The 1,881-nt window shown below is 49.7% G+C and carries 2 protein-coding genes and 1 pseudogene; all 3 read right to left on the bottom strand.

Annotation, left to right across the window (positions count from 1 at the left end; genetic code table 11):
- Positions 1-1,127, bottom strand: a 1,127-nt coding sequence (locus BZG83_RS16390) for a heavy metal translocating P-type ATPase (RefSeq protein WP_131825118.1), incomplete at its 3' end; no start/stop codon positions are given.
- A 2-nt stretch (positions 1,128-1,129) separates the two neighbouring features.
- The gene (locus BZG83_RS16385; RefSeq protein ID WP_077456154.1) at positions 1,130-1,615 is read right to left on the bottom strand and encodes a FixH family protein; all 486 of its coding nucleotides are present in this window, start codon (positions 1,613-1,615) and stop codon (positions 1,130-1,132) included.
- Between the two features lie 69 nt (positions 1,616-1,684).
- A pseudogene (locus BZG83_RS16380) lies at positions 1,685-1,881 on the bottom strand (cytochrome C oxidase Cbb3); the annotation flags it as partial.

Below are 1,881 nucleotides of genomic sequence, written 5' to 3'. Positions count from 1 at the left end.
GTCCCCGCGTAAACAACGTCTCCCTCTTGTTTCATTTGCGGCAGTGACTCGCCGGTGAGCATCGCTTCATCAACCGAGGTTGTGCCGGTTAGTACCACACCATCGGCAGGGAAAGGCTCACCTGGCAACACGCGTATTTTTTCTCCTACCGAGAGGCTATTGGCAGGCACTGCTTCACCATCAAGATAGCGCGCCATTTTCGGTACCAGCTTGAGCAAATTTGCACTCGCGGCCGCCGCTGTGCGTCTTGCCCGCATTTCCAGAAAACGCCCCAGCAGTAAGAAGAAAGTAAACATCGCGACCGATTCAAAAAAGACTTCCCCTTTACCGGTAACGGTCGCGTACAAACTTGAAAAATAGGCAAAGAGCAGGGCGATAGAAACGGGCACATCCATACCCAGTGTGCGTGCTTTTAAGTTTCGCCACGCATTGGTGTAAAACGGAAGCGCGGAGTAAAGCAGCACGGGGGTGGCAAAGATGAGGCTTATCCAACGGAAATAGTTTCGGAAGGTTTCATCCATATCGCCAAAGACTTCAAAGTACATCGCCACCGCCAGCATCATGACTTGCATGGTAGCGAGGCCTGCAATCCCTAGACGATAGAGGTATTGCTTCATATTACGGTGGTATTGCTGCTCTTGTTTATCCGCTTCAAACGGCGCAGCTTTGTAACCGAGCTGGTGAATGTGTGTAAGAATAGTGCTGAGTGATGTTTGGGTTTGATCCCAACGCACGGTCGCACGGTTCGTGGTGGTATTGACTTGGATATGCGTGACACCTTTGGCGCGCTGTAATTGCTTTTCAATTAACCATGCACAAGCCGCACATGACACGCCATCGAGTGACAACGTCACCTCTTTTTGTTCGGCAAGATCACGTACAAATTCGCGTTGAACATCTTCATTGTCATATAACGACAGTGATTTGAGCTCTTCCGGCACAAGGTCGGCTTTGTCTGCTTGGGTGGTTCGATATTGATAATAAGAACTCAAACCACTGTCTACGATAGTGGTTGCCACTGCTTGGCAACCGGGACAGCACATTAGACGAGGTTGATCAAAGATCACAACTTGATAGGTGTCGCCAGTCAAAACTGGCTCACCACAGTGAWAACAGGAGTGGGTCATGATTACTGCTTACCGCTTAATGTCCAATCACTTGAGAGAGGGAAATTTACCCGTCCGTTTACCTTCCAACTATCGTCAAATGACGAGATCTCAACAAACCACGGCCCCTCAATTGGCTCGGCAAGATCAATATGATAAATGCCCGCTTGGTTCGGATTCACCATCGCATTGATGTCTTTCCGCTCTAGCGTGCGGTGTTGGACATGTACCCGAAGGGTTGGGAAACGTTCAAGTTCGCCTTTATTGAGCGCAATGCGTAATGCGTCCGGCGTCGTCGATAGACTAGCGGAAACGCCTTTTTGCGCCGCCACACGAAGTTTAGAAAGGTCGACGTTAATCGCTTTTCCTTTTTTATAATAATCTTCAGCCACAAGCGACACTGAGTTCAATGAGAACACTGTCACTGTGAGCAAACTGGCGACAACAACAGAAGCGGGAAGCGCGATAAGGAACCAAGGCCAGAACTGCTTGTACCAGGGCTTTATCATGGGGAACACCTTTGCTTGAGCGTTTAAAAAAGCCCCTGCGGAACAGGGGCCATGTTCACACGTAAGTGCTTATTTTACTTCGGGGTTACTCAAACGCCATACATAAGCAGAGAGCAACTGAATTTTTTCTTCACCGAGGATATCTTTCCACGCAGGCATCACACCTTGGCGACCGTAGCGGATAGTGTCTTCGACTGCACGGCGAGAGCCACCGTATAGCCAGACGTTATCGGTGAGGTCTGGTGCGCCGAAGGCAGGGTTACCTT

Origin of the sequence: Salinivibrio sp. PR919 (genome assembly GCF_001995355.1) — a bacterium.
Taxonomy (GTDB): Bacteria; Pseudomonadota; Gammaproteobacteria; order Enterobacterales; family Vibrionaceae; genus Salinivibrio; species Salinivibrio proteolyticus.
The sequence above is the reverse complement of the archived record's forward strand: the minus strand, read 5'-3'. Positions and strand labels throughout refer to the sequence as shown.